This is a genomic window from Sorangium sp. So ce426 (assembly GCF_051475585.1).
Classification (GTDB): domain Bacteria; phylum Myxococcota_A; class Polyangia; order Polyangiales; family Polyangiaceae; genus Sorangium; species Sorangium cellulosum_B.
This window is the reverse complement of sequence record NZ_CP150341.1, coordinates 9342037-9367198: the sequence shown is the minus strand read 5'-3', so window position 1 is coordinate 9367198 and position 25162 is coordinate 9342037. Positions and strand designations below refer to the sequence as shown.

The following is a 25162-nucleotide window of genomic DNA, read 5'->3' as shown; positions in this document are numbered from 1 at the left end:
ATACGCCGCCCGCCCTGCGAGAGCAACGACACAGTGTTCGTCCGGTGTGTATCCTTTTTGGGCCCCAGCCGGTACAAGGGCCCCGTGCGTGACGCCGCGCCGGATGCGACCGCAGCCCCCGCCCCCCTGGCTCCCTCGAGCGAGAGCGCGCGCGAGATCCTCGCCGCCGGGCCGCCGCGCGTCGTGGGGGCGCGGGCGATCCGGGCGGCCTCGCTCGGCGCCATCGCGTTCCTGCTGCTGCAGGTGCTGACCTACGGCTACGGCCGCGATCAGGGCATCTACGCCATGGTCGCGCGCGCGGTGCTCGACGGCGGCATGCCGTACCGCGACGCGTTCGACTTCAAGCCGCCCGGCATCTTCCTCATCTACGCGCTCGCCCGCGCCCTCTTCGGCCCCGCGCAGTGGGGCATCCGCGTCCTCGAGGTCCTCGGCCTCGCCGGCATGTGCCTCGCGATGGCGTCGCTCGCCGCCCGCCTCTTCGGCGACCGGCGGATCGGGGTCGTCGCCGCGGCGCTCGCCGTGCTGGTGCACGCCCAGCTCGATTTCTGGCACACGGCGCAGCCCGAGTCGTTCGGCGGCATGCTCACCATCGCCGCGCTGCTCGTGGCCACGCCGCGCGGCCGCGACGGCGCGCCCCGCCCGGCGCAGCGCGGCGCCGCGCTGGTCCTGTCGGGCGCGCTCTTCGGCGCCGCCGGCCTCCTCAAGCCGCCCCTCGCCGGGGGCGGCGTCGTGCTCGCCGTCGCGCTGGCCGCGCCCGCCCTCGCGGAGCTCGCGCGGCGCGGCGCGGCGCGGGCCGCCGTCCAGCGCTGGAGCGACGCCGGTCCGAGCGCGCCCCAGGGCGAGCCGGCGCGCCCTGCGCCGCCTGCGTCCGGGCCGGTCCGTTCGACGGCGGCCGCGCTCCTCTGGGCGGCGCTCCGGCCCGCCTTGCTCATCGCGCTGGGCGGCGTGCTCCCCGTGCTCGCCTGCGCCGCCTGGTTCGCCCTGAGGGGCGCGCTCGGCGATCTGTGGGAGGTCCTCTTCGTCTTCACGCCGCACTACACCGCGCTCGGGTGGCGCGGCGCGAGCGTGCTCGGCATGGCGTGGTACGGCGCCTGCGAGTGGCTCGTCCACTACTCCGGCCCGCTCGCGTTCGGCCTCGCCTGCCTGGTCGCGCTGCACCCCGAACGCCACGAGCGGGCGGGCGTGGCGCTGCTCTCGGGCGTGATCGCCATGCACCTCGTCGGCGTCGTGATGCAGGCGAAGTTCTTCCCCTACCATTACGGCGCGACGTGGCCGCTCACCGCGATGCTCGCCGCGCTCGGCCTCTGGAAGGCGTGGCAGCGGTGCACCCGGTCCGGCGTGAAGGCGGCCGCGGCGGCGCTCCTCGCGGCGCTCGTCGCGACCGCCTTCGCCCGCTCCGCGACCAAGGACGTGGCCGACGACTACATCGAGCGCTGCGCCAAGCGGATCGCGGTGCTCGCCACCGGCGCGAGGGACCAGGCGCGCCTCGATCGCCTCGCGTCGGTCGCCGACGTCAACGCCGCGGCGAACCGGGAGGTCGCCATGTGGCTGCGCGAGCGCGTCGCGCCGGGGCGCCCCGTGTTCGTGTGGGGCTTCGAGCCGGTGATCTACGACCTCGCCGATCGACCGCCGGCGACGCGCTACCTCTACAACGTCCCGCAGCGCGCGGCGTGGGCCCGGCAGGAGGCGCGCGACGCGCTGATGCGCGACCTCGCCGCGAGCCCGCCGGCCGCGATCGTGGTCGAGCGCCGCGACGTCTTCCCCTCGGTGACCGGCGACGTGATCGACTCGCGCGACACGCTGAACGGGTTCCCTGAGCTCGCGGGGCTCATCGAGGAGCGCTACGAGCTCGCCGTGAGCATCGAGGATTTCGAGATCCACCTCGAGCGCTGAGCCCCGGAGCCCAGCGCCGGGCGGCGGCGGCGGCGCGGCGCGCTGCCAGCTGCGCCGCGTCTTCTTCTTCAGTTCAGGGGCAGGGGAGGGTGTTGGGCCTGCGCGGGGTGGGCGCCGCCGCCCCGAAGCGGCGGCCGTCGCGGAGGCCGTTGGCGCAGCGCTGGATCGACTGCGCCTGCGACAGCGCGGAGGTCGCGCCCTCGCTGACCTGGACGCGCCCCGGAGCGCTGGAGATCAGGGCGTTCAAGAGCTGCGTGTCCGGCTCGGCCGCCGGTCCGTAGACAAGCGCGTCGATGAGGCGCGCCGCCGTGGCCGGCGTGGACGAGGGGAACGCCGCGGGCAGCCCCTGGTACAAGGCGACCGCGGCCGGGCCGTTCTGCAGGGTGTTGGTCGGGAAGACGAGCGCGGGCGTCGGTTCGACGCCGCTGGTGCCGACGAGCAGGAGCCCGCCCACGTCCGCCGTGCCGTCGAGCTCGATCGCGTGGTAGGAGCCGTCGGTGGCCCCGTCGTAGAGCACGAGCGTGTACCCGGCGAGGCTCGCGTACCGCCAGCCCGTGCTGATCTCGATGAACTCGAGCAGGTCACCGCTGTCCGGCGTGTCGGCGTCGACCTCGTTGATCTGGAGCCGGATCACCGTCACCGGGAACGACGTCCACCGCGCCCCCGGCCGGTTCACGACGATGTCCGCCGGGCCGATCGGCGTCGAGCCCGAGAGCGCGGGGATCGTGATCTGCGTGTCGGAGTCGATCGTGAAGGGCTGCGGCACGAAGTCCACCGTCACCTCCGTCGCCCCGGTGAAGCCGGAGCCGGTGAGCACGAGCGCGCCGCCGACGGCGATGACCGGATAGTCGACGGAGGTCACCCTGGCCGGCGCTCCGCACGCAGGGCAGGCGCTGCCGCCGCAGTCGATGCCGCCCTCGTTGCCGTTGTGCAGGCCGTCCTCGCACGAGGCGACCTGGCAGACGTAGTCGACGCAGAGCTCGGTCGGGCAGTCCCAGTCGACAAGGCACTCCACGCAGACCCCGGCGGGGTTGCACAGCCCGCCGTCGGCCAGGGAGCACCAGGTGCCGGCCTCGACCGGGTCGTTGATCGGCGAGCCATCGCGGCAGGAGTCGACCGTGCACTGGCTGTGGTCGTCGCGCACATCGTCGTCGTCGGCGACCTCCGTGACCGCGCCCTCACCGTCGCAGACGCGCTCGCGACAGTCGCCGGCCATCTGGTCCTTCACGGGCGTCCCCGAGGCCACGGGCTCGGTCGTGCATCCACCGTCGACGCACCTCGCGGTCGCGCACTCGCTGTCGGGCGCGGGGCAGTCGGTGTCGCCGGTGCACGGGACGTCGCCGCCGCCGCCGGAGCCGTCGATGCCGCCCGCTCCGCCGTCCCCTCCGCCGCCGCCCGCTCCGCCGCCGGCTCCAGCGTCGCCTCCATTGCCGCCGTTGCCATCGACTCCGCCGGCGCCTCCGTCGCTCCCGCCGTTGCCACCGCCGGAGCCACCATCGCCACCGCCGGAGCCGCCATCGCCACCGCCGGAGCCGCCATCGCCACCGCCGGAGCCGCCATCGCCACCGCCGGAGCCGCCATCGCCACCGCCGGAGCCACCTCCGCCGTCGCTGCTCCCGCCGCCGCCATCGCTGCTCCCGCCGCCGCCGTCATTGCCGCCGGAGCCCCCTCCGCCCGTTCCTCCCTGTCCGCCGCTCCCTCCCGTGTCCTCATTGATGAGGCTGCGATCGGGCATCGTGACCATCTGGCAGCCCGCCGTGGCCGCCAGCGAAATGCTCAACGCGAGCGCGGATCCGTAACGATTCGATCTCCAAGTCATTGACCACCTGTGTGCAGATTGGCCGGGGCGCTCGGGCTCGCGACGCTTCCCGCGCTGCCCCGCGCGCAGGAGCGAGCGGGAGGGCGCATCCTAGACGCATGAGACGCTTGAAGAAAGCGCCGCACCGCCGCGCGCCGGTCCGGCTCGCGCTGGCCTGGCGGGCGCCGCGCCGCGCTGCGCTGCGTCTGCTGCGCAGCGGCTGTCCTCGCGCGCTCCCTCGGCCGGGCAGGTGGGGAGCAGTCCGCTGGCATGCTCGTTGATGGGTCCCGGGCGCGGGGTTGCGCTCCGCTGCGAGCGGGGGCGAGCATGGCCCCGGTCGCGGCGCGGCGACCGAGGAGCAAAGAGCATGCGGATCGCGATCGTTTCCACCCCGTTCATCCGGGTGCCTCCCTCCGGGTACGGCGGGACCGAGCTGTTCTGTCACGAGCTGGCCGAGGGGCTGTCGGCGCGGGGACACGAGGTCACGCTCTTCGCGACGGGAGATTCGGTGGTCAGCTGCCGTCGCCGGTCCCTTTACGGGAGCCCGAGCTGGCCTCCGGTGCCGGAAGACGAGGTCAACCACGTCGCCTGGGCCTTCTCGGAGATCGCGCGCGAGGACGGGTTCGACGTGATCCACGTGAACAGCCCGATCGCCGTCCCGTTCACCCGCTTCGTCCGCGTCCCGGCGGTGCACACCCTGCACCACGCGCCCTGCGGCGAGAGCTCGCGCATCTACGCGCGCCACCCGGAGGTCGCGTACGTGGCGATCAGCGCGCGGCAGCGCGCCCTGGAGATCCCGCTGCCGCGCTCGTGCGTCATCCATCACGGCGTCACGCCGGCGCGTTATCCGCCGAGCCTGAGCGACGAGGGCTACCTCGCCCACCTGGGCCGCTACGCCGAGGAGAAGGGGACCCACCTGGCGCTCGACATCGCGAGGGCCGCGGGCCTGCCGATCAAGCTCGCGGGCCGCGCGCACCCCAAGGACCAGATCTATTATCTCCAGGAGGTCGCCCCGCGCCTCCGGGAGAGCGGGATATCGGACCTCGGGGAGATGGGCCACGACCGCAAGGTCGCGCTCCTGCGCGGGGCCCGCGCCGTCCTCTGCCCGCTCCAGTGGGAGGAGCCGTTCGGGCTGATCGCCATCGAGGCCATGCTCTGCGGCACCCCGGTGCTCGGCTTTCGCCGCGGCTCCTTCCCCGAGATCGTCGACGAGGGCGTCACCGGCTACCTGGCGCCGCCGGGCGACCTGTCGCGCCTCGCCGCGCTCGCGGCGGGCCTGGCCCGCTTCGACCGCGCCGCCTGCGCGCGCCGCGCGCGCGAGCGCTGGAGCAGCGCCGTGATGGTGGGCAAATACGAGGAGCTCTACCGGACCGTGACCGGCCCGCGGCGCGCCGAGGGCTCCCGGGCGGCGTGATCGCCGCGCGGGAGGTCGAGGGGCTCAGTTGACCTGGGGAGGGATGGCCACCTGGCACTCGTTGGCTGGCGTCATCCATTTGATGGCGTTCAGCCAGAAGCGCTCGACCTGATACTCGGGATGATCGACCCACTCGCTGTTGTAGGTGATCCACTCGTCGCCCCAGACCAGGACCCGGCCATCGCCGACCTCCAGCGCCTTCAGCACGTCGTGGCCGTCGCCGGTCGCCAGCGTGGTGCCCTCGCCGACCACCGGGTAGCCGGTGTCCACGCCGACAGCCTCGATCCCGTCGAGCACCGGATGCTCTCCGCTCCACTCCGTGATGGGGACCGTGGCGCCGCCTCGCCTCGGGAGGATCTGCGCTGCGTCGTAGCTGACGCCGAGCGGAGCGAGCAGCGTGTTGACGTTCTCGCGCTCCCGGGTCTGGCCGTACCCGATCAACGTCATGAGGCCGCCGCCCTTCGAGATCCAGTCGCGGAGCGCCTCGACCTCGGCTTCCGAGTACGTGCGCCCGATGTCGCTCACGTCCTGGATGACGATGACCTGGTGCTTCGCGAGCTCCTCCGCGGTGAGCTCGGCGCCGCTCAGGCCGAAGGCGCCGTTGATGCTGCGCTCGTTCAACCAGGACTCGAAGACGTCGCCGTCGCCCCACTGGCCCGGCTCGCCCAGCGTGGCGATGCGGAGGCAGTCGCAGACGCCGTCGCCGGCGACGTCGACGTCGTCGACGATGCCATTGCCGTCGTTGTCCAGGCCATCGCAGGCGTCCTCGCTGCTGGGCGCGCCGCTCCCCGAGCTGCTGTTGCCGCTGCCGGCGCCCGTGGTCAGGCTGCCGAAGTCGTCTCCGCCGCTGCTCGCGGCCACGCCGCCGAGGTCGTCGCCGCCGCTGCCCGTGCTGCCCGCGCTGCCCGCGCTGCCCGAGCTCCCCGTCGTGCCGCCGCTGTTCCCGGCGTTGCTGGGGCCGCCAACGCTGGAGCACGCGGCCGCTTGCAGCGCCGCAGCGATGCACGCGACCCGCAGCAGATGTCCGACCGGAACCCGACCGAAGGACGACAGGCGAGATCTCGAGTTCATGGCTCTCTCCAAGAAGTCAGGCGTTGATGGCGGCGGACCCCTGGCGAGCCGCCGAAAGCACCAGAGCGAGGCGCCATGGTGTCTTCCGGGCGGGGCTTTTCGCAACGCGAAATAGCGGTTCTCATGACAGACATCGGGGTCGACCGTGCATGCCATGGCCTCGTGGTGTGACGTCGCACCGTGAGGCGCTGTAAATTTCGAGCCTGACGCGACCTTCCTCAGGGCTGCACGAGCTCGACGCCGCTGAACTCGATGGGAAAGGTGATGACGGTCGTCACCCCGCCTTGCGGCGAGGGGAACTGCATCTTCTCGAAGGCATCGGCCACGCAGCGATCGACCTGCTGATTCTTCGCCGTCGACCTCACCACGTCGGCCCTGTTCACCCTGCCGGTCGGACCGATGGTCGCCTTGACGGTCACCTTCCCCGTGAACTTCGGCGAGCTCTTGACGCCGATCTTGTAGCACTCGTCGAACAGCTCGCCGTGCTTCTCCACGACGTCGCGGACCTGCATCTCGGAGATGTTGCCCCCCAGCGTGCCGGTCGCGGTGGCCGCGCCGGGCCTCACGTTGCCGTCCGGTCTCGCGGTGGCCCGCGGCGGCGGGGGCGCCTCGACCGGCGTCGCCGCCGCGGGGGCCTGCGCGTCCGGCGGGGGCGCCGCGGGCTTCGGCTCCGGGGGGGCCGAGGTCGTCGAGGTCGTCGGTTCCGGGGACGCCGAGCCGGTCGGCCCCTCCGACGCGGGCTGCGCCGGCGACTGGGCGGCTGGCGGCGGGGCGCCGCAGCCCGCCGCGAGCGCGAGGATCAGAACCAACCCTGTTCGGCGAGAGCTCATGCCCGAAGGTAAAACCCGAACGCGGGGCCGTGTCCACGGGGATAGCGGCGCTCGCTCAGCGCAGCCGCAGGACCTCGACCTCCGACGCGCCGCCGCGATCCACGAGCTTCGGCGCGCGGCCGCGCTCGCGCGCCGTCATGGACGCCCAGAACACCTCCGTCCCTGGCCGCTTCCGGATCGGCACCGGATCGGCATAGAGGAAGCCCGTCCTCCAGCGCTGCGGCGAGATCGCCGTCGGCAGGCCGACCTCGCGGACGACCGGGTCCGCCATCGTCGTGGACAGCGGGGCGCGCTCGACGACCCGGGAGCGCACCGCGAGCACAACGTCGCTCGCCGCCGGGCCCCCCGCGCGCACGAAGATCGTGAGGAGCGAGCGGGCGCCTTCGTGAAATGTCGTCCCGAGCAGCTCCGTGCCGTCGTCGAACCGCGCCCCGATCGGCGCGAGCGCGGCGCTGATCTCGGCGAAGAGCGCCGCCGCGCGCGCGCCGTCGCCCGCGCCGAGCGCCATGTTGTGCGCGATCCGCTTCTGATCCAGCGTCTCCGGCGGCGTGGCCGGCGGCTCCGCCGGCTGTCCGAAGTGCGCGCGGAGCTCCCACGTGAGGAACGGATCCGGCACGATCTCGCGCTCGGGCTCGGTGCCCGAGACGAAATACCAGGCGAGGAGCCCCGGCTCTCGCTCGCGGAACGAGAACGCCTCGATGCCGCTCGCGCCGCTTGCCGAGAGCGTGCGCGCCCCGGCGCCCGCGCCGAGCGCCCAGAACGGGCCCACCGCCGTCACGTCGAAGCGCTGCGCGAGGCTCGCCTGATCCCGGTCGAGCAGGAACCGCGTGTCCACGAGGTAGGCGCCGCGCGGCGGCGCTTCCTTCGGCGGGGGTCGGTTGGGCGTCACGACGCGCCCGCCGAGCGCCCAGACCTGGGCCCAGGTGGCCTTCATGCTCTCGTGCATCGCGACGGGCGCGCCGGTCGGCGTCCCCGGCAGCCTCGGCGCGAGCCATCGCAGGAACGCCGTCTTCGCCCCGTCGGAGTCGATGAGGTGCCCCCGCTCGTTGAAGCGCCCGCCTGTCTCGCGCGCATAACGCAGCGCCGGGAGCCCGTCGCGCAGGATGGCGGCGAGCGGCACGAGCCACAGCGCGAGCGCCGCGAGCGCCGGCCCGCCCGACGGCGCGTCGAGCGCCCGCCCGCCCGACGGCGTCGCGACCCGGGCGGCTCGCCGCGCGGCGGCGGCGCGCTCCACGAGCGCCGCGCCGGTGTCGACAAGGGCGGCGGCGGCGAGGGCGAAGTAGGCCGCGAAGTAGTGCGGCCAGAAGATGTGGATGTCGGCGCCTTGCCGGAAGACGACGTACTGCACCGCCGCGGTCGCGAGGTAGAGCAGCGGCAGCGCGTCGTGCTCGCGCCGGAGCAGGACGAGCCGCGCCGCGCAGACGATCGCGGCGAGCTTTCCGGCGGCGATGGCGATCGGCGTGAACGAGAGCTCGAGCCAGTACCGCCGGCTCTCGAGCACCTTGCCGAGCGGCTCGGCGTTCCCCGAGGAGCGGAGCCCGTAGCTCGTCAGCAGGTCGCCGAGCTTGCCGGCATGGTGGAAGAGGGCCAGGTAGAGCGCGGCCGTCAGCGCGGCGATCGAGGCCGTGAGCACCCACCACGCGGCGTAGCGCCGCTCGGGGAGCGGGCCGAAGACGCGCCTCGGGAGCAGGTAGGCCCGGATCGCGCCGAACGCGAGCAGCCCGCCCGTGAGCACGAACGCGGGCCAGTCGGCGTGCATGCCGAGCGCGAGCCCGAGCGCGCTCACCGCGAGGTAACGGCGCCTGGATGTCTGTAACAGGCGGACGTAGCCGAAGAGCCCGAGCAGCGTCCAGGCCATGACCGGGACCTCGAGCGCGTTGAAGTTCGCGAACGAGAGCGTGATCGGCAGGACGACGAACGACGCCGCCGCGGCGGCCCCTGCGGCGGGGCGGTAGACGCTCCGGCCGAGGGCGTAGAGCAGGGGCGGCGTCGCGGCGCTCAGCAGGACGGCGGGCAGGCGGCAGATGACGTCGTGCCGCCCGAAGACCTTCATGAACGCGGCCGTCGTCCAGAAGATCCCCCACGGGTGGTGGCAGTAGTACATCCCGGGCGCCGGCCGGCTCGCTGTGTACTCCCACACGGGTCCGGGGATCTTCCAGCGGAGCATGTTCTCCGCGATGATCCCGACGCTCGCCGACGACGCGTAATGTCCGGCGAGGACGGGTCCGAACATCTCCCACGCCGCCGCGAGCGCGAACCACGCCGTGGCGAGCGCGGTGACGGCGAGCGCCGCGCGGGTCTCGCGGCGGGACGCGGCGGGGAGGCCGCGCAGGTCGGTCGGATGGGGGGCGAGGCGCGGGGGCAGCAACGTGGGCGCAGCCTATCTCGTCGGCGGCGTCGCGCGGCCAGGAGGCGCGCCGAGGAGCGGGCGCCGCGCGCCGCTGCGGCGCGGGTCGATGCGCGCGCCCCCGTCGGGTAGGATGGGGGCATGTCGACCGAGGCGCACAGGCAGGTCCATCGGCGGGCGCACCGTGACGGCAAGGAGCGTGATCCGACGTTCTATCCCGTGGAGAAGAAGATGGGGGAGGACTCCCTTCAGACGTGGATCGTGGAGCTCCTCCGTCCTCTCATCGAGCGCTGGTACGAGGCGCTCGGTCGGCCGAGGTTCGTGGGGGCGGACCAGTTCATCTATTATCGGCAGTTCAATCCTTCCAAGGTCGTGGCCCCGGACGTGTACGTGCTCCCTGGCGTGCCGCCAGGCCGGCGCGTGCGGAGCTGGAAGGTGTGGGAGACGGGCATCGCCCCGAGCTTCGCGCTCGAGGTCGTCTCGTCCGACGAGCCTTACAAGGACTACGTGGACGCGCCCGAGCGCTACCGGGAGCTCGGGGTGAAGGAGCTCGTGATCTTCGATCCCGACTGGGAGCGGGGCCGCGATCGGGTGCGGTGGCAGCGCTACCGGAGGCTGAAGACGCGCGGCTTCGTCCGGGTGGAGACGACGAACGTCGACCGGATCCACGCGCGCGTGCTCGGCTGCTGGCTGCGGGTGATCGGCGCGGGCGAGGAGGCGCGCCTCCGGCTGGCCACGGGGCCCGACGGCGAGGAGCTCTTCCCGACCGCCGCGGAGGCGGAGCGCGCGGCGAAGGAGGCCGAGCGCGCGGCGAAGGAGGCGGAGCGCGCGGCGAAGGAGGCGGAGCGCGCGGCGAAGGAGGCGGCGCTGGAGCGCGTGGCGGCGCTGGAGGCCCAGATCGCGAGCGCCGCGGGGGCGAGGGGCAAGGGACCCGGGGCGCCGTGAGCCTCGCGCGGCCCGCGGCCGTTCAGGCCCGGAGCAGCGTCACCCGCCGCCCCGACGGCGTCCGGGCCTCCTCGATCCGCGTGCGCGCCTCGACGTCCCCGGCCGCGGCGCGGCGGTCGAACAGCACGAGCACGCCCTCGTCGAGGCCGAGCTGGGCGAGGTAGCCGTCGAGCTGCGCGAGCCCCTTCGGCGTGGGATCCTTCTCTCCCTCGCGCCAGACCTTGAGCTCCAGCGCCGCGCGCTGCACGGCGCGTGACCCGTCCGGCGCGCGGCAGGGCCACCGGATCAGGAGGTCGATCCTCCCCCGGCCGAGGCCGTACTCCCGCTCGATCAGCCCGCCTCCGTTCACCACCCGCTGCAGGAAGGCCATCAGCACGAGCTGCGGCGCGACCTCGTGGTAGCCGAGGTTGCCGGAGAGCGCCTCGCCGTGCTCCCTCCAGAAGGCGGCGAACTCCCGGAGCAGGCGCGCGACGTCGAGCTGGCCGTCGGGCAGCACGAAGCTCCTCGGCTCGGCCAGGATGACGGGCTCCACGTCGCCGGCGAGCACGCGGGCGATGACCTCGCGGTAGATCGGGTTCGCGATGCGCGCGGGGTTGTCCGGCGCGATCAGCCCGAGATCGCGGGCGTACTGGAGATCGTCCTGGTAGGCGTCGCCGACGATCGCGAGCGTGCCCGAGAGGATCGGCTCGAGCACGCGCCGGACGCGCGGCTCGTGCAGGCGGGCGACGAGCGAGTCGAGGTGGGTGGCGCGCGCCAGGATGAGGCGCTCCTTGGCCGTCTCGACGTGCGCCGCGGTGATCGGCTCGCTCGCGGGCACCGCGAGCTTATCCACGATCTCGCGGGCGAGCGCGTTGACCAGCCACGGCTGCCCGGCCGTGAGCGCGATGGCCCGCTCGACTGCTCCTTCAGCAAAGACCTGGCCGGTGTCGGCCGTGTGCTGGGCGTAGAGCTCGCGCACCTCGTCAGGGTCGAAATCGCCGAGCTTGAGGGACTCGAGCTTGACGTTGAACGGGCTGGCCGTGCCGAGGCGGCTCGGGTCGCCGCCGCTCGCCGCCTTGTACTCGCGCACGTCGCGCAGCCCGCAGAGCACCACCGCGGCGGGAAAGTCGGCGGGTCGATCGGGAAAGCCGGCGCGCAGCTGGCGCAGCACGCTGAGGAGGCTCTGGCCTCGCAGGGCGTCGATCTCGTCGAAGAGCAGCGCCAGCGGCCGCGGGCAGGCGCGGGCCCAGGCGCGCAGCGCGATCTCGACGCGGTGGCCCTCCGGGGCGTCGGGGAAGGCAGGCGGATGCAGCGCGGGGGGGAGGGTGAGCTCGGCGCGCGCCCGGAGCGAGCTGAGCAGGATGCGCTCGGCCGCGCCGTAGTCGTCGCCCGCCGCCTCACCCGCCTCGCAGGAGAAGTGCAGCGCCGCCCAGCGGCCGGCGGCGGTGAGCTGATCGGCGAGCGCGCGGAGCGCCGTGGTCTTCCCCGTTTGCCGTGGCGCGTGGACCACGAAATAGGCGCCTTGCTCCACGAGGCCACGCGCCTCCGGCAGGCGCCGTTCGGCCGGGATCATGTAGTGCAAATCGGGGCGGCAGGGGCCGGCCGTGTTGAAGCGGCGTGCCATGCGCGCAGCTTGCGTCCCGGAGCCGGGGGGCCGCAAGGGCCGCGTGCGGGGCGCCTGCTCCTCTCTGCTCCTCTCCGCCTGGGCCCTCTCAGGCCGAAACTTCCTGGGTCGGCGCCTCCATCCTCGCCAGCTGCGTGACGTGATCGCGCCAGAACCGCTCCGCGTCCCGCGCGCTCCACCCGGCGTCGTCGGCGAGCTCCCGCACGGCGCTGGCGAGCTCTTGCATCGACTGGAAGCGCGCCGTCGGATCCTTCTCGAGGCAGCGGAGGACGACGGCCTCGAGCTGCGCAGGGAGCGGCTCCTTGCGGCGGGCTGACGGCCGCGTCGGCCGCTGCGAGAGCTGCGCCGCGATCACCTGCGCCAGCGAGCTGCCTTCGAACGGCGGACCACCTGTGAGCAGCGTGTAGAACGTCACGCCGAGCCCGTAGATGTCGCTGCGCGCGTCCGCCTGCTCACCGCAGAACAGCTCGGGCGCCATGTACTCGGGGGTCCCGCGGAGCACGCCCGTGCTGGTGCCGGAGACGGGCTCCCCCCTCGGGACGACCCGCGCGATCCCGAAGTCGAGCAGCTTGACGAAGTCGTGATCGTCGCCGACGCGCGTCACGAACAGGTTCTGCGGCTTGATGTCCCGATGGATGACCCCTGCGTCGTGCGCCTCGATGAGCGACTCGCACGCCTGCGCGATGAAGCGCACCGCGCGCTGCGCCGGCATCGGGCCGTACGCGGCGAGCAATGCGCCGAGATCCGCGCCCGGGAGATACTCCATGGCGATGTAATAGATCCCATCGTCGCTCGCGCCGAAGTCGAAGATGCGAATGGTGTGAGGATTGCTCAGCACGCTGGCGGCGTGAGCTTCGCGCTGGAACCGCCTCAGATCGGCGGGCTCCGGCGCTTCTTGCGTGCGGAGCAGCTTGAGCGCCACCTTGCGGCCCAGCGTCTCGTCCCACGCGAGCCAGACCTCGCCCATGCCTCCCTGGCCAATCCGCGCCTCCAGCCGGTACCGGCCGAGCTTGCGGGCCTGGTAGACCTGCTGCTGCGCTGACCAGACAAGGTGGCCCGAGAGCGCTCCCACGAGGGCCGATGCGAGCACGAAGACGTAATGTCCGGCGACGCCCGCCAGCTCCGGCACGTCGAGCAGCGACGCGCGGATCGACACGGAGAACACGGCGGCGATGCCCATCACCAGCGGGTACGTGAGCGCGAGGAGCGCCAGAGACCGCAGCGCCGACCACCAGGGGGCCGGCACGATGACGCAGCGGACCAGCATGAGGACGGAGAGCCCATCCATGTAAATGCTGCGGATCCCGCCCAGGTCGAGCGCCATCGCCGAGATGAACAGGGCGGCTCCCAGAAAGAGCAGGTCCCCGGCGCCGGCGATGCGCCGGAGCGAGACGTCTCTCCTGAGCGACATCCGGTAGACGGCGACGATGGCGGCCTGCTCCGCGAGCCGGAGCGCGGCGAAATGCCAGAGGGGCGCGCTGGGATAAACCCACGTCGCCATGTACAGATCCAACAGGAAGAAGCCAGGCCATACCCACAGGCCGATGTACGCCGCGCGCTGGACCGCGCGGCGCTGGCTCTCGCCGTGCACGGCGCGCTCCGGACGCATGGCGCGGCGTATGGCGTTCCTGTCCAGCACCGCCCTGTGAGCCGCTGACGTCGGCGTGCCGTCGAGAGCCTTCACGGTCGGTGCGGTCCCTATGCCCATCGTCGTCCCCTGTCTCGCGGCGCGCTGGAGGCTCCTCGATTACTCTCCCGGGTGGAGGCGGGGGGCAAGACGCCGCGCGCGGCGCGCAGACTCCGTACCAGGGCGCTTCATCCCGTCAGGGCTGTGCCATTCGAGGAAGCCTCCAGAGGTTTACCGGGAGGACGGCGCGACATGCGGGGCAGCCCGCGATCGTCGCTTGCCTTCGCGATCGTCGCCGTGCTCGACGACGAGGACGAGCCGCCGCTCCGGAGGCCCGCGCGGTCCGTGGCGATGCCCGGTGGTAGGCTCGCCGCACCTTGGACACCCGGTCTTCCACGACGGCGCCCGCTCCCGCGCGCCGCGCGCTCTCCGGCCTGCTCCGCCGCGGCGTGGGCGCCGCGCGCCGCGCGCCCCTCAGCGCGGCGCTCGCCCTCGTCGTCGTCGCCGCGTCCGTCTATGTGATCGCCGTCCCGCTCGCGGTCGTCCGCTATCCGCCGATGACCGATCTCCCGTTCCACGCGGCCGAGACGGCGGCGTTCAGGCACTACCTCGACCCGGCGTGGCACTTCCGCGAGCAGTTCACGCTCCAGCCGCTCGCCGTCCCGTACATGTCCATGTACGCGCTCGGCGCCCTGCTGATGCTCGTCCTCCCGCCCGTGGCCGCGGTGAAGGTCGCGGCGGCGGCGATGCTCGCGCTCCTGCCCGCGGGCCTCGCCGTCCTCTTCCACGGCCTGAAGCGGAGCCCGCTCCTCGGCGTCCTCGGCCTGCACCTCGTCTGGTGCAACCTCACCCACTGGGGCTTCCTCAACCACATGGGCGCGCTCGGCCTCTTCGCGATGGTCGTCGGCCTGACGCTCCTGCTCCTCGAACGCCCCTCGCGCGGCCGGCAGATCGCGCTCGCGCTCGCGCTCGTCGCGCTGTTCTTCACGCACATCTTCCGCTTCCCGTTCGCGCTCGCCGCCGTCGTCGGCACGGCGATCGTCGTCTTCCCGGCGACGCGGCGGCTCCGCCCCATCGCGCTCCCGCTGGCGCCCTCGCTGGCCCTCTTCGCGGCGTGGCTCGTGGTCCGGACCGACACGCTGCACGCAGCGCCCATCGCGCCCGCGCTCCACTGGGAGCGGCTCCGCGAGGTCCCGTCGCTCCTCTTCACGAGCTTCACCGACCCCGCCGAGGCGGCGGCGGCCGGCAGGGCAGCGCGCTTCGTGCTCGCCGCGCTGCTCGTCTGCGCCGCCGGCGCCGCCGCACGGCTCGCCGGCGCCGGCGGCGATGCGGCGCGCTCACCCGAAGGCGCCGGCGGCGATGCGGCGCGCTCACCCGAAGGCGCCGGCGCCGATGCTGCGTGCTCAGCCGAAGGCGCCGGCGCCGGCGCGGCGCCCTCGCCCGCGGCGGGCGCGCCGCGGTGGTCCTTCGCGCGCCTCGCCGCCCTCGTCCCGGTCGCCTGCGCGATCGTGTTCCTGGGCCTGTTCCTGAGCCTGCCGCTGCAGATCGGCCTCTGGTGGTACGTCTACCCGCGCGAGATCGTCGCCGCGCTGTTCCTGGCCCTCGGCGCCTTCCCGGACCTGCCGCGATCGCCCTGGCTCAAGGTGCCGGCCGTGCTCGCGCTGTCGGCCGCCGCGGTCTTCCTCGGCGCCGTGGCCCGCGACAACTACCGCCGGTTCGACCAGAGCACGCGGGACTTCGACGCCATCATCGCCCGCATCCCGCGGGCGCCGAGGCTGCTCTACCTCGTCTTCGATCACGGCGGATCGACCCGGACGACGACGCCGTTCATCCATCTCCCCGCCTGGGTGCAGGCCACGCGAGGCGGCTGGCTCAGCTTCCACTTCGCCGTCTGGGATGCCTCGCCCGTCGCCTACAGGCCCCGCGAGGAGCCGGGCGCCGTCGTCCCGCCGCCCACGCCGCTCCGGTGGGAGTGGACGCCTTCGGTATTCGACGTGCGCCGCCACGGCGCCTTCTTCGACTGGTTCCTCGTCCGCCGGCGGGCAGGGGCGAATCACCTCTTCGCGAAGGATCCGAGCATCGTCGCCGTCGACCACGTCGGAGACTGGTGGCTCTACCGGCGCAGCGGCGCGCCCTAGCGGGCACGTCGGCTCCGACTTTTTGTTACCATGTCGCCCATGCGCACCTCGCCTGCGTCTCCCCTCGTCGCCGCCGGCTTCGCCCTCCTCGCCGTGTGCGCCTGCGGCTCCGAGGACCCCGTGGACCCTGGCGGCGCGCTCCCCGCCGGGCCCGTCTGCACGGAGCCCACGCCGGTGCCCTGCGAGGACGAGGTCTTCCAGCAGATGAACCTCCAGGACACCGTGGCGCCCGGGGAGATCGTCAACGAGCAGGACGGCGCTGGCATCCGCTCCCTCGTCGACGCCACCGCGGGCGGCCCCTTCGCCGCCGAGCCCGACGCCTACGTCTATGCCCGGTTCACGGACGCCGGCCTCGAGAAGGTCGAGATCTCCGACGAGGCATCGCTCCAGTCCATGGACTGGGACATCGCCTTCCGGCGCTACATCGTGCGCATCAACAGCGGCCACTCCGGTCCGTCCTGCGTCACGGCGGCGCGGCTCCCGGGCACCCCGGACTACGATGGGATCACCGAGGCGCCCGCCGAGCCGAGGCTCCGCAGCGACGAGTATTTCACCGAGAGCTGCAAGCTCATCCCCGACGGCTCCGGGCTGGACTCCCCGGCGACGGCGCTCTCCGGCTACTGGACCTACCCCGGGTGCGTGAAGATGACCGGCCTCGTCTACGTGCTCCAGCTCGCCGACGGCCGGCGCCTCAAGCTGACCGTCACGCACTTCTACAACGAGCAGACGCAGGCGCAGTGCCAGGAGGCAGGGACGGTCCCGATGGAGGACACCGGCTCCGCCAACTTCCAGATCCGGTGGGCGTTCCTGCCGTGACGCGGACCGCCGGCGCGGTGCCCGCGTGGCGCGGCGGCCTGGCCCGCGCCGCGGCCCCGTGGCGCCGCCTGGGCCGCGCGGCGGCCTGGCTCGCGCCGACGCTCGCGGCCTCGCTCGCGACGGCGCTCGCCGGCTGCGGCGCGGACGACACGGCCGCGCCGCCGCTCGACGGGCCCGCCGCGGCGCCGCTCGAGCGGCCCGATTCGCGCGGCACGAGCCTCCAGTTCCGGTTCGATCCGGACGACGTCGTCGAGACCTTCGCGTCGGCGTCCGGGAGCTTCCTCGTCCATTTCGCGCGCGAGGGGCGCTGCGCGGTGCCCGCCGAGGACGGCGACGCGACGGGCGTCCCCGACTTCGTCGAGGAGGTCGCCGCCGTCTACGACGAGGTCATCGTCCACTACCGAGACGTCCTCGGCTTCCGGCCGCCGAGGAGCGACGAGGACCTGCCCGACAACGGCGGCGACGGCCGCTTCGACGTCTACCTCGTCGACTTCGCCGGCGTCGGCGACGGGGCGTTCCGCGTCGACGCCTGCGCCGAGGACGCCGGGGACCGCTGCGCCGGCTTCATGACCCAGGAGAACGACTACAGCGGCTACGGCTATCCGTCGACGCTGACGGCGAACCGGATCCTCGGGAGCCACGAGCTCTTTCACGCGGTGCAGGCGGGCTACGACCACGGCCAGGACACGCTGATCACGGAGGGGACCGCGGTCTGGGCGACCGAGTCGTTCGACCCCTCGCTGAAGGACTTCGAGGGTTTCGTCGACGGCTACCTCGCGAACACGGATCGGTCGCTCGACGTGCCCTTCACCGGCCCCGTGGACCCCTTCAGCTACGGGAGCGCGCTCTTCTTCCAGTTCCTCGAGGAGCGCTTCGGAGACGGCACGGTCCGCGCGCTCTGGGAGCGCCTCGAGGACGGCGCGAACGGCGAGGCGGATCCGGTGTGGTTCGAGCAGCTCGACCCCTTGCTCTCGTCGCGGGCGCAGACGACGTTCGCCGAGGCGTTCGTGGAGTTCGCCGCCTGGAACCTGCTCACCGGATCGGCCGCGGATCCCGGGCGCTCCTACGCCGCCGGGGCCGGCTACCGCGGGCTCGCCCCGGAGGAGGTCGCCGCGCCCTACGCGGACGGGCTGCGCGTCTTCCACGCGTCGGCGCAGTACTTCAGCGTCTCCCCCGCCGGGCGCGCGACCATGACGGCCGCGCTCGCGGCGCCCTCGGGCGATCCGGCGCAGCTCTCCGGCCTCGCGCTGCTGCTCGCGCCGCGGCGCGGCCGCGTGTACGGCGAGGTGGTGCGCGCCGGCGACGTCGCCTCCGGCGCGGCGCTGATCGATACGGCGGGCGCCGACGACCTCGCCGTGATCGTGGTGAACGGCCTGCAAGAAGGCGAATCGCGCAAGCCGACGCTGTGCATCGGCGCGCCGGACGAGGTCGCCGCGTGCCGGGCCGCCGCGGAGGCCACCGGTGGAGGCGGCGGCGGCGGCGAGGCGCCCGCCGAGGGCGCAGCGGGCGGCGTCGACGACGACGGGTGCGGCTGCCGCGTCGTGGCGCCGGCCGCCGCGGCCGCGCGCTCCGCCGCGTCCTTCGGCTGCGCGCTGGGCGCCTCGCTGCTCGCGCTGGCCGCGCGCCGGCGCCGGCGCTGAGCGGGGGCTCACGCGCCGCGCCACGCGCCGCCGCTCGGCGGCGGCGCGTGGCGCGGCGCTCGGTGAGGTGCGTCACCCGCCAAGCGCTCTCCCGCGTCGGCCCCGCGAGCGCTCGTCGTGCCGTGAGCCGGATGCGCTAGCCTGCGGGAGATGAGCGAGCCCCGTTCCGAGGACGCATGCCCTTTCCTCCGCGAGGACGCCGACGGCATTCTTTGCTTCGCCATCGAGGGCGATATCTCGGAAGAGATCGCGCGCTCTCTCTGCGCCGTGTTCCGGCGCGTGTCGGAGAGTGGTCGCGAGGTCTTCGTGCTCTCCGACTCCCGCCGCGTCGGGACCCTGACGCCGGCGGCGCGCAGCGCGCTCGCGGAAGAGCTGCGCGGCGTGCGCTTCGGCGGGGTCGCGGTCTTCGGGGCGAGCTTCTCCCTGCGCGTCGTGACAACGCTCGCCTCGAGGAGCGTGCAATTCTTCACGGGCGAGGTCTATCCGCTGGCGTTCTTCGACACGGAGGGCGAGGCGCGCGCGTGGCTGCTCGCCCAGCCAGACGCGCTCCGGACCACGCCGCGGCAGGGCGCATGACGCCCGCCGCCCTCCGGGGCGCGCGCCATCGGCGCAGCGCCGGGGCGCAGAACGCGCGTCGCGGGGACGCGCTACCATGCCTGCCATGAGCGATCCCCGTCCGGCGGGCGCGCGCTTTGAGCTCCGCGAAGAGCCCGATGGCCTCCTGGTCATCGCGACCGACGGCGATGTCCTGGAGGACAACGCGCGCGCGCTCGTGGACGCCTTCCAGCGCCTGACGGACAGCGGCCGCGAGGTCCTGGTGCTCGCCGACGCGCGTCGCTGCGGGGCGGTCGCGCCGGCGGCGCGGAAGGTGTACCTGGACGGGCTGCGCTCGGCGCGCCTCGACGGGATCGCGGTCTTCGGAGCGAGCTTCTCCATCCGCGTCATGGCGACGCTCATCGTGAAGAGCATCAACCTCCTCACGAAGCGGCTCCCCTTGCTCGTGTTCTTCGAGACGGAAGCCGAAGCGCGCGCGTGGCTCCTCAAGCAGCGGGGAGCGCTCCGGGCCGGGCGGCGGATCCAGGCGTGACGTCACCCTCGGCGGCGAGCGGGCGACCCGGCGCATGCGCGGCCCCGGGCCGCGACCCACGCGCTCGATCGGCCGCTTCGCCGTTCATCGCGCGGGTGGCGTCCGTGATCGAGCGAACGTCGTACCGCCGCGCAAACGAGCTACCGTGCAACGCCATGAGCGACCCCCGCATCGACGACGCAAGCATGGCCCTCCGCGAGGACGCCGAGGGGATCCTGTGCACCGCCATCGAGGGCGATATCTCGGACGACACGGCGCGCGCGATCGCCGCCGCGTGCAGGCGCCTGTCGGAGAGCGGCCGCGCGGTCCTCGTGCTCTCCGACGCGCGCCGCACCGGCACCATCTCGGCGTCGGCGCGCAAAGTGATGGCGGAGGAGCTCCGCGGCGTGCGCTTCGACGCGATCGCGCTGTTCGGCGCGAGCTTCGCCGTGCGCGTCGTCTCCACGCTCGCCGCGAAGAGCGTGCAGCTCCTGACGAGGCAATCCTACCCGGTCGAGTTCTTCGAGACGGAGGGCGAGGCGCGCGCGTGGCTGCTCGCCCGGCGGGACGCGCTCCGGGCCGGGCGGCGGCCTGGAGCGTGACGTCCCCTCAGCGGCGCGCGCGGGCCGCCCCGCGCCGGCGCGCCGCAGCGGCCAGGCCGAGGAGCGCCGCCGCCGCGAGGCCTCGCCGCTCGCCTGAGCCCGCGCCGGCCGAAGCGCACGCGCAGCCGGCGCGCTGGTCGCCGGCGCCCTCGCCGCCTCCCGAAAGCGGCGGCGGCTCGTCCCCGAGCACCTCCGTGAGCGCCGCGACAGGGTCGATGATCCCGTGCCCGAAGATGGGATCGTGCCCGCTCTCGTCGGGGACCGCGTAGGGCGCCAGCCGCGCCGTCCGGATCATGACGTCGTAGAGCTCGCCCGCCGTCCGCTCGGGGGCGGCGCTCACCAGCAGCCCCGCGACGCCGGCGGCGACAGGGCACGCCGACGAGGTGCCGCCGAACCGGTCGGTGTAGTCGCTCGCGTCGTCCCCCTCGCTCCCGGCGATGTCGGTGCTCAGCGTCCCCGTGGGCGCGACGAGGTCGATGGATCTCCCGCGGTTCGTGAACGACGTCGCGTCTTCCAGGTGGTTGACGGCGCCCACGGTAAGGACGCCCCGCACGGCCTGGAGCTCGTCGTCGAGGATCTCCCTGTCGTCGTTGCCGGCGGCGAACAGGACGAGCGCCCCCTTGCCGTTGCGCCCGGCGTCGAACAGGCGGTTGATCGCGGCCTCGACCACCCTGGGGACGGGCATCGGGTCGGCGTACCCCCAGCTGTTCGACACGACGGCGGCGTTCACCTGCAGGGCGAACTCGAAGGCATCGACCGAGGCGGAGATAGGCCTCGGCTCGTCGTCGATCAGCCGCACGCACCGCAGCCTGCAGGCGGGGCAGCCGCCCGCGATGCCCACGCCGTTGTTGGTGTCGGCGGCGATCAGGCCCGCGCAAGCCGTCCCGTGGTTCACGCTCCGCTCGCCCGGCTGGTAGGTGGGGTCGTCGTCGTCGTCGATGACGTCCAGGCCTGGATCCATCTTCGCGGCGAGGTCGGGGTGATCGAGGTCGCAGCCGGTGTCGATGACGACGATGGACGTGGCCGCGTCGCCCTGCGTGCGCCCCCAGGCCTCTTGCATCCGGAGGTCGTCGAAGTACCACTGGTCGGGCAGGCGCGGGTCGTCCGGCGCGAACGGCGCGCCGTGCGCCTTGAGGCGCACGTGGAGGTCCGGGATCGCCTCGCGCACGGAGGCCGGCCGCGCCGCGCCCTGGAGGCGCTGGGCGAGGTCGAGGCCGTCGCCGCCGCCGGCGTCCCTGACGAGCCACAGCCCGATCGAGGGCATCAGCGGCCTCACCACCTTCACGCCCGCGGCGCCGAGCGCGTCGAACGCGTCCAGCGCTCCAGGCTCGACCTCCACGATCGCGGTCTCGCCGACGCTCGCCTCGACCGTCCGGCCGCCTGGATAGCGGAGCCGCACCGGCGCGAGCGCGCGCGGCGTCGAGGACGCGCCCAGCGCGGCCGGACCGAGCCGCTCGACCGCGACGCGGCGCCCGCCGTCCATGAACCACGCGTCGCGCGCCTCCTCCGCTTCCTCGCGCACGGCCGCGCGCGGGCTGGCGAGGCCGTCGCCCGCCATGGCGGCGAGGAGGAGCGCCGCCCGGGAGAGCACGATCGAGGGCTTGTGTCGCATCGCTCTCCTGGATCTACCGGAGCGCGCGGCGTCCTACCAGGGCCGCCCCGGAGCGGCGCTCGGGCGAGGAAGATGCAGGCCGTCAACCGGCGCTCGGACAAGGAGGATACAGACCGCCAAGACGCCAGAAGACGCCAGGAAGAGAGGTGTTTCCGGGGTCTCTTCGTGTCCTTGCCGACTCGGCAGTCTCTCGCTTCGAGCGCCGGGGACTCGATCCCTCATTCAGGTCCGCAGCGCGTACGGGGTCGCTCCGGTCGTCGCGAACGTGCCGCTGTATTCTCCAGAACGGCGGCCGTCTGATAGGCATGATTTCATGCGGATCAGGCTTCATCGATTGATGTTCGGTACGGTGCTCGGCGTCTCGCTCGGATGCGGCGGGGGCAACGGCGAGCCCGCTGGAGATAGCGGCGGCGCACCGCTCGGCGAGTTCGAGTGTCGGGTCGGGGCGGATTGCAACAACAACACGTGCAACCGGCTCAGCGATGCCGCCTGTTATGAGGTGCGAGGCGCCGGCTGCGCATCCGACGAGGACTGCGCCGGCATCGACGGCCAAAGCGGCGGCGGGGGAGCGGGAGGCGGGGGAGCGGGAGGCGGCGGCGCAGGCGCGCCGATCATCTGCGAGACGCTGCATTTCACGTGCCCCCTGGCTATCCAGCGGCGGCTGATGCCCACCTGCGTCCGCGGCTGCGAGACGGACGCCGACTGCCCTTCGACGCTGGCGTGCGCGCCGGATCATCGGTGTCGGGCGAGGGCGTGCGCCGCTGAAGCGGACTGTCCGAAGAACCACGTGTGCGACACGACGGGCGGCGCGTGTACCCGCACGGCGTGCTCGAGTGACGCCGATTGCGAGGGCTTCTGCGTGCTCGGGAGGTGTGAAGAGAAGCCGGGGATGTGCTTCCTGTTCTGACCCGCTTCGACATGGGCCCGCGGCGGCGGAGCTCCCGCAGGTCCGTCCCTGGCTCCGCGCCCGCGGCGGGCCCCGGGGAGAGCGCTCGTCGCGCGGGGCAGGGACCGGCGGATGGTTGAACGGACCTGGGCGGCGAGGGACTACCCCTTCCCTGCGCCCCGGATCACCATCGACACGAGCAAGTCCCTCATCTTCGAGAGCTCGTCCCGCACCGCTCCGTCGTCGGGGAGCGACGCGAGGCGCAGCGTGACGCGCTCCAGGAACTGCTGCCTCGCCCTCTCGAAGCCCGGCACCTGCTGGTCGTGCAGCGCGCAGGTCACAAGCTCGTGGTCGAGCAGCCGCCAGAAGAACTTGCCGTCCACGGTCGTGGCGCCGAGCCTCCCCGTGAAGCCGACAACGGCCCGCGCTCCCGCGTCGAGGAGCCTGTCGAACAGCGGACCGCTCGCGGTCTCGCCACAGCAGAAATAGAGAACGCGACCGCGCGCCCAGAGCTCGATCTCCTGCGCCGGGCTCTCGTGCGACAGCAGGATGCCGTCGGGCGACTCGTCGTCCACAACGCAGCTCGTCTTGCCGTGGGACGACACGACGATCGCCCGGAAGGGATTGCCGGCGCTCTCGGCGCGCGCGATCTGGCGGAGTATCCTCCTCCGCTCCGCGCTGGCGCGTCCGAACGGTACGACGGAGAACTGCTCTCCCATACGCCCGTAGAGCTGCGTGCGTCCGGCCGCGAACCAGGCGCTCTCCGGGTCGAAGGATGTGTCAATCGAGAGTACAGGTCGAGCCGTCATCCTACCTCCGTCAACGATCGCCGGTGAGCGCTGGCCATCGCTGTCCCGCGCGCGGGATGGATGAGCGCCCGCTGCGCCGACTGGCCGGCGTGCGGATCAGGCCCTGCCCCTCGGCTTCTTCGCAGCATGCCCTCTTCCCGCGGCCATTCCGTACTCCTGCCACGAGACTCGCAGCAGTCTAGAATAACAACCGTAGGGAAACTCCTACTAGAAAAATCGCGTCCGCTCGGACGAATTTCTCAGGTCTCGCTGCCTTGTATCGTGGCGCTTGCGCCTGCGTGCGGCTCAGGTTTTTACGTCCGCGCCTGGTTCGCGTTCGCGGGTGTCGCAGGAGGGTATCGTTTCTAACAGTTCCAACGGTTCCAACGGTTCCAACGGTCTTCGCCTCGGAGCTGCGTGTGCGGGCGCCGTGTCCGGGCGCTCACGGCGCCGGGGGCCATCGCCGGGGACAGGGCGCTGGAGAGGCGGCGCACGGCTCAGGGGAGGGACGCCGCTGCGTCGGTCTGGCCCAGGACGAGCCTGCGGGGCTCCCCCTGCTGCAGCGCGCGCATCCTCGCGTGCATCTCCTGCCCGAGCGCCTCGCGCGCGCCGTCGTCAAGGAGCTTCCTGACCCTGGGGAACAGGTGCTCTTCCTCCTCCTTGTGGTGATGCTCGAGCTGCTCGGCGAGCACATGGAGCTTGGGCCCGAACGTCTCGTCCGCGGCGTCGAGGGCCACGAGATCGGCCAGCACGCGCTTGATGGACAGGTGCTCCTCCAGCGACTCGAGGAGGAACTCCTCGGTGCGGCGAGCCCGGACCGCCGGGTAAAAGTGCTGCTCCTCGATCGTGATGTGGGTGGCGAGGAGATCGGCGGCCGCGGAGAACTGCGCTGCGGTGACGGAAGATGCCTCCTTCAGGTCGGAGAATCGCTGCTCGAGCTCGCGGTGGTGGTGTTCGAGGAGATCAATCGCGTCCATGAGATCTCTATGGAGCAGAGTCCGCCTCCCAGCAAGCGGGAGAGGCGCGCTGAGCCTGCCAGATCGGCAATCGCAGCTCCAGCTGCCTCCCGGCGTGGAGCCGCGGCGCGGCGGCGACATGGTGGGTCCGAGGACGCCGGGCGGAGAGGGATGATGAGCATGAGGGTGTGTCGGGTCGCCGCTCGCAAGGTGCCTGTTTGCCACAGGGGGTTTCCTTGCAGGCGGCAGGCCCCTCCTGACGCCGGCGATCATGACCTCGATTTCCCGCCGCGCCGTCGGGGAGCCGGCGAGCGGAGGGCGCGAGCGCCGCCGATCAGGCGAGGTCGAACAGCAGCACCTCGCCCGCGCCCTTCCCGACGAGGTGGAGCGACTGACCAGCTCCTCCCGCGCCGGGCGCGCCGATGGCCGCCGCGTCGCCGGCCTCGAGCAGCGTCCTGTTCAGCTCGACGCTCCCGCGCGCGACGTGGACCCAGGCGTTTCGACCGGCCGCGAGCTCGTAGCGCGCCTCTTCGCCTTGCCCGAAGAGCCCCGCGAACAGGCTCACGTCCTGGTGGACCGTGACCGAGCCCTCGCGCCCGTCCTGCGAGGCGACGAGCCGCAGCTTGCCCTGGCGCTCTTCCTTCGAGAACGCCTTCTGCTCGTAGCTCGGCGTAATCCCGCGCCGATCGGGCACGATCCAGATCTGCAGCAGGTGAGTCACGCCCGCCTTCGAGGTGTTGTGCTCGCTGTGGTACACGCCCGTCCCCGCCGACATGCGCTGGACCTCGCCAGGGCGGATGATCGACCCGTTCCCCATGCTGTCCTTGTGCGAGAGCTCCCCCTCCAGGACATAGGTGACGATCTCCATGTTCTGGTGCGGGTGCATGCCGAACCCCCGCGACGGGGCGACGCGGTCGTCGTTGATGACCCGCAGCGCACGGAAGCCCATGTGCTCCGGATCCTGGTAGTCGGCGAACGAGAACGTGTGGAACGACTGCAGCCACCCGTGGTCGGCATAGCCCCGCTCGCCAGAGCGCCGGATCACCATCGAAGAAGTGTTGTTGGCCATGACCTCACCATGCGCCCGCCAACCCATCTTGTGAATCGGCATTGTTCTGATGGAAACCATC

At 72.9% G+C, this 25162-nt stretch carries 20 protein-coding genes; 10 read left to right on the top strand and 10 right to left on the bottom strand.

The genetic code is table 11. The features are described 5' to 3' along the window. The first annotated feature begins 84 nt into the window (after positions 1-84). A complete protein-coding gene (locus tag WMF44_RS35050; protein WP_437294393.1) occupies positions 85-1893 on the top strand; it encodes a glycosyltransferase family 39 protein in 1809 nt (602 codons plus the stop codon). 73 nt (positions 1894-1966) lie between these two features. Here WMF44_RS35050 and WMF44_RS35045 read toward each other — a convergent pair whose 3' ends face one another. Beyond that, positions 1967-3673, bottom strand: coding sequence for a hypothetical protein (locus WMF44_RS35045; protein WP_437294392.1), 1707 nt, complete (start codon positions 3671-3673; stop codon positions 1967-1969). A gap of 385 nt (positions 3674-4058) precedes the next feature. Here WMF44_RS35045 and WMF44_RS35040 point away from each other — a divergent pair, with 385 nt between their 5' ends. Next, the gene (locus WMF44_RS35040; protein ID WP_437294391.1) at positions 4059-5105 is read left to right on the top strand and encodes a glycosyltransferase family 4 protein; all 1047 of its coding nucleotides are present in this window, start codon (positions 4059-4061) and stop codon (positions 5103-5105) included. A 24-nt stretch (positions 5106-5129) separates the two neighbouring features. On the opposite strand, the gene WMF44_RS35035 is transcribed toward WMF44_RS35040, so the two are convergent. The 3 genes from WMF44_RS35035 to WMF44_RS35025 form a co-directional block, all read right to left on the bottom strand. Further along, the gene (locus WMF44_RS35035) at positions 5130-6176 is read right to left on the bottom strand and encodes a hypothetical protein (RefSeq protein ID WP_437294390.1); all 1047 of its coding nucleotides are present in this window, start codon (positions 6174-6176) and stop codon (positions 5130-5132) included. A gap of 218 nt (positions 6177-6394) precedes the next feature. After that, on the bottom strand, positions 6395-7006 hold the full coding sequence (locus tag WMF44_RS35030) for a TonB family protein (protein WP_437294389.1): 612 nt from the start codon (positions 7004-7006) through the stop codon (positions 6395-6397). A 55-nt stretch (positions 7007-7061) separates the two neighbouring features. Then, entirely contained in the window at positions 7062-9374 is a 2313-nt protein-coding gene (locus tag WMF44_RS35025; protein ID WP_437294388.1) for an ArnT family glycosyltransferase, read from the bottom strand. 120 nt (positions 9375-9494) lie between these two features. On the opposite strand from WMF44_RS35025, the gene WMF44_RS35020 reads away from it, so the two are divergent. Then, complete coding sequence (locus WMF44_RS35020) at positions 9495-10298, top strand: Uma2 family endonuclease (protein WP_437294387.1); 804 nt, start codon at positions 9495-9497, stop codon at positions 10296-10298. 22 nt (positions 10299-10320) lie between these two features. On the opposite strand, the gene WMF44_RS35015 is transcribed toward WMF44_RS35020, so the two are convergent. Together WMF44_RS35015 and WMF44_RS35010 are read right to left on the bottom strand one after the other, a co-directional pair. Beyond that, complete coding sequence (locus WMF44_RS35015; RefSeq protein WP_437294386.1) at positions 10321-11901, bottom strand: ATP-binding protein; 1581 nt, start codon at positions 11899-11901, stop codon at positions 10321-10323. Positions 11902-11989: 88 nt separating this feature from the next. Then, positions 11990-13510 carry a serine/threonine-protein kinase gene (locus WMF44_RS35010; RefSeq protein ID WP_437294385.1) on the bottom strand — a complete coding sequence of 507 codons (1521 nt, stop codon included), beginning with the start codon at positions 13508-13510 and terminating at the stop codon, positions 11990-11992. Between the two features lie 395 nt (positions 13511-13905). Here WMF44_RS35010 and WMF44_RS35005 point away from each other — a divergent pair, with 395 nt between their 5' ends. From WMF44_RS35005 to WMF44_RS34980, 6 genes are all read left to right on the top strand, one after another. Next, entirely contained in the window at positions 13906-15666 is a 1761-nt protein-coding gene (locus WMF44_RS35005; protein ID WP_437294384.1) for a hypothetical protein, read from the top strand. Positions 15667-15705: 39 nt separating this feature from the next. Further along, on the top strand, positions 15706-16482 hold the full coding sequence (locus WMF44_RS35000) for an HmuY family protein (protein ID WP_437294383.1): 777 nt from the start codon (positions 15706-15708) through the stop codon (positions 16480-16482). Continuing rightward, positions 16464-18122: an MXAN_6640 family putative metalloprotease gene (locus tag WMF44_RS34995; RefSeq protein ID WP_437294382.1), complete on the top strand. Its 1659-nt coding sequence runs from the start codon at positions 16464-16466 to the stop codon at positions 18120-18122. Before WMF44_RS35000 ends, WMF44_RS34995 begins: the two co-directional genes overlap by 19 nt. 150 nt (positions 18123-18272) lie before the next feature. Continuing rightward, on the top strand, positions 18273-18698 hold the full coding sequence (locus WMF44_RS34990; RefSeq protein ID WP_437294381.1) for an STAS/SEC14 domain-containing protein: 426 nt from the start codon (positions 18273-18275) through the stop codon (positions 18696-18698). 85 nt (positions 18699-18783) lie between these two features. After that, complete coding sequence (locus WMF44_RS34985; protein ID WP_437294380.1) at positions 18784-19209, top strand: STAS/SEC14 domain-containing protein; 426 nt, start codon at positions 18784-18786, stop codon at positions 19207-19209. Positions 19210-19364: 155 nt separating this feature from the next. Beyond that, positions 19365-19790 carry an STAS/SEC14 domain-containing protein gene (locus WMF44_RS34980; RefSeq protein WP_437294379.1) on the top strand — a complete coding sequence of 142 codons (426 nt, stop codon included), beginning with the start codon at positions 19365-19367 and terminating at the stop codon, positions 19788-19790. A 7-nt stretch (positions 19791-19797) separates the two neighbouring features. Here WMF44_RS34980 and WMF44_RS34975 read toward each other — a convergent pair whose 3' ends face one another. Beyond that, positions 19798-21402 carry a S8 family peptidase gene (locus WMF44_RS34975; RefSeq protein WP_437294378.1) on the bottom strand — a complete coding sequence of 535 codons (1605 nt, stop codon included), beginning with the start codon at positions 21400-21402 and terminating at the stop codon, positions 19798-19800. A gap of 313 nt (positions 21403-21715) precedes the next feature. Between WMF44_RS34975 and WMF44_RS34970 the strand changes: the two genes are divergently transcribed. Beyond that, positions 21716-22309, top strand: coding sequence for a hypothetical protein (locus tag WMF44_RS34970; RefSeq protein ID WP_437294377.1), 594 nt, complete (start codon positions 21716-21718; stop codon positions 22307-22309). A gap of 140 nt (positions 22310-22449) precedes the next feature. Here the strand turns inward: WMF44_RS34970 and WMF44_RS34965 are convergent, their stop codons facing one another. The 3 genes from WMF44_RS34965 to WMF44_RS34955 all read right to left on the bottom strand — a co-directional run bounded on the left by WMF44_RS34965 (position 22450) and on the right by WMF44_RS34955 (position 25080). Next, positions 22450-23097 carry a hypothetical protein gene (locus WMF44_RS34965; protein WP_437294376.1) on the bottom strand — a complete coding sequence of 216 codons (648 nt, stop codon included), beginning with the start codon at positions 23095-23097 and terminating at the stop codon, positions 22450-22452. A gap of 476 nt (positions 23098-23573) precedes the next feature. Then, positions 23574-24053, bottom strand: a complete 480-nt coding sequence (locus WMF44_RS34960; protein WP_437294375.1) for a hemerythrin domain-containing protein — start codon at positions 24051-24053, stop codon at positions 23574-23576. A gap of 313 nt (positions 24054-24366) precedes the next feature. After that, on the bottom strand, positions 24367-25080 hold the full coding sequence (locus tag WMF44_RS34955; protein WP_437301651.1) for a pirin family protein: 714 nt from the start codon (positions 25078-25080) through the stop codon (positions 24367-24369). Positions 25081-25162 lie beyond the last annotated feature (82 nt).